Origin of the sequence: Acholeplasma laidlawii (assembly GCF_015709225.1) — a bacterium.
In the GTDB taxonomy this organism is placed as follows: Bacteria; Bacillota_I; Bacilli_A; order Acholeplasmatales; family Acholeplasmataceae; genus Acholeplasma; species Acholeplasma laidlawii_A.
The window spans coordinates 1-3026 of the sequence record NZ_JADNRS010000044.1; the positions used below are offsets into that span (position 1 = coordinate 1).

The 3026-nt window shown below is 47.8% G+C and carries 2 rRNA genes; both read right to left on the reverse strand.

Annotated features, from left to right (window positions below):
* A 5S ribosomal RNA gene (gene rrf / locus IY230_RS04785) occupies window positions 1-93 on the reverse strand; the annotation flags it as partial.
* 64 nt (window positions 94-157) lie between these two features.
* Window positions 158-3008 (reverse strand): 23S ribosomal RNA (locus IY230_RS04790).
* Window positions 3009-3026 lie beyond the last annotated feature (18 nt).

The following is a 3026-nucleotide window of genomic DNA, read 5'->3' on the forward strand; positions in this document are numbered from 1 at the left end:
TCGCTAATTGTAATAACTATCGTCGGCGCTAAGATGCTTAACTTCTGTGTTCGGGATGGGAACAGGTGGAACCATCTTGCCATCGTCACCAGACATAATGCTCTCAAAACTAGATAAATGATTTTCTCTGAAAAGAATGTGATGCGAATCATCACGAAAGGTTAAGTCCTCGACCTATTAGTACCAGTAAGCTGAATACATCGCTGTACTTACACACCTGGCCTATCAACCTCATAGTCTTTGAGGGGTCTTACTAATTGGGAAATCTCATCTTAAGGGGGGCTTCACGCTTAGATGCTTTCAGCGTTTATCCCTTCCGCACATAGCTACCCAGCTGTAGTACTGGCGTACTAACTGGTGCACCAGGGGTGCGTCCATTCCGGTCTTCTCATACTAGGAACAGCTCCCTTCAAATTTCCAACGCCCACGATAGATAGAGACCGAACTGTCTCACGACGTTCTGAACCCAGCTCGCGTGCCGCTTTAATGGGCGAACAGCCCAACCCTTGGAACCTACTCCAGCTCCAGGATGCGACGAGCCGACATCGAGGTGCCAAACCGCTTCGTCGCTGTGAACGCTTGGAAGCGATAAGCCTGTTATCCCCAGGGTAACTTTTATCCGTTGAGTCACGGCCCTTCCATTCGGTACCGTAAGATCACTATGTCCGACTTTCGTCCCTGCTCGACTTGTTGGTCTCGCAGTCAAGCTACCTTCTGCCATTGCACTCTATAGAATGATTTCCAACCATTCTGAGGTAACCTTCGAGCGCCTCCGTTACTCTTTGGGAGGCGACCGCCCCAGTCAAACTGCCCACCAGACACTGTCCTTTAGATTACACATCTAGAAGTTAGAAACTAAGTGCACGAAGGGTGGTATCCCAACGTTGGCTCCGACAATACTAGCGTACTATCTTCCTTGCCTCCCACCTATCCTGTACATCTTACACCCAGTTTCAATATCAAGTTACAGTGAAGCTCCATGGGGTCTTTTCGTCTAATCGCGGGTAGCCGGCGTTTTCACCGGCAGCTTGATTTCACCGAGTCTGTTGTTGAGACAGTGCCCAAATCGTTACGCTTTTCGTGCAGGACGGAACTTACCCGCCAAGGAATTTCGCTACCTTAGGACCGTTATAGTTACGGCCGCCGTTTACTGGGACTTCAATTCAATGCTTCGGTTTAACCCTGACATCTCCTCTTAATCTTCCAGCACCGGGCAAGCGTCAGCCTCTATACTTCACCTTACGGTTTTGCAGAGACCTGTGTTTTTGCTAAACAGTCGCTTGGGCCTTTTCTCTGCGACTCCTCGTTTTCATAAGGAGTCCCCCTTTTCCCGAAGTTACGGGGTTAATTTGCCGAGTTCCTTAACAACAGTTTTCTCGCGCGTCTTAATATATTCTACTCACCCACCTGTGTCGGTTTACGGTACGGGCAGTATAATGATTATCCCTAGAAGCTTTTCTTGAAAGCATGAACTCGTACGTCTTTATATCAGTTCTCAGCTTTAACAGTACCCGGATTTGCCTAAGTACTAGCCTTGAATCCTTTTCACCCAATCCATTCAGGGTGGACGCCTATCCTTCTTTGTCACTCCATCAGTCACTACACTGGTACTAGAATCTCTACTAGTTATCCATCGGCTACGCTCTTCAGCCTCACCTTAGGCCCCGACTTACCCAGGGCGGACGAACCTTCCCCTGGAAACCTTGGGTTTATGACGGACAGGATTCTCACCTGTCTTTTCGTTACTTACACCGGCATTCTCACTTCCTAACGCTCCACTAGTCCTCACGATCTAGCTTCACCGCTGTTAGGAACGCTCCCCTACCACTTAAAAAATCTTTTTAAATCCGCAGCTTCGGTAATATGCTTAGCCCCGGTACATTTTCGGCGCAGAGTCACTCGACCAGTGAGCTTTTACGCACTCTTTAAAGGATGGCTGCTTCTAAGCCAACCTCCTGGCTGTTTGTGCATCTCTACTTCCTTTTCCACTTAGCATATATTTTGGGACCTTATCTGGCGGTCTGGGCTCTTTCCCTTTTGACCACGAACCTTATCACCCGTAGTCTGACTGCCAACTTACTTTACCGACATTCGGAGTTTGATTGAGATCAGTACCCCGAGGTGGGGCCATCACACATTCAGTGCTCTACCTTCGATAAACCTATATTGTTGACGCTATCCCTAAAGATATTTCGGGGAGAACCAGCTATCTCTGAGTTCGATTGGAATTTCTCCCCTAGCCACAAGTCATCCGAGCCTTTTTCAACAGGCGGCGGTTCGGTCCTCCATAAGGTACTACCCTTACTTCAACCTGCTCATGGCTAGATCACCCAGTTTCGGGTCTACATCACACAACTTAAGCGCCCTATTCAGACTCGCTTTCGCTTCGGCTCCGGACCTTCATCCTTAACCTTGCTATGTAACATAACTCGCCGGTTCATTCTACAAAAGGCATGCCATCACCCATTAACGGGCTCTGACTAATTGTAAGCACACAGTTTCAGGTTCTCTTTCACTCCCCTCCCGGGGTTCTTTTCACCTTTCCATCACTGTACTGGTTCACTATCGGTCACCAAGTAGTATTTAGCCTTAGGAGATGGTCCTCCTATCTTCAAACGGGATTCCACGTGTCCCGCCCTACTTTCTGATACCATGGATTATATAATTTCGACTACAGGGTTCTCACCTTCTTTGACCGATTTTCCCACATCGTTCATCTATTATATAATTTTGTAACCTTAGGTATCTGGCTCCTCCGCGTTCGCTCGTCGCTACTGACAGAATCGTTATTACTTTCTTTTCCTGTAGGTACTTAGATATTTCAGTTCCCTACGTATTGCCTCTAACACGTGTGTTAGATACTATGTCTTCAACATAGTGGGTTCCCCCATTCGGACATCTCGGAATCGTCGCTTACTTACAGCTTCCCCGAGCATTTCGGTGTTAGTTCCGTCCTTCATCGCCTCTTGGTGCCAAGGCATCCACTGTGTGCCCTTTGTTCCTTAACCTTATTTCTTTTCAGACAT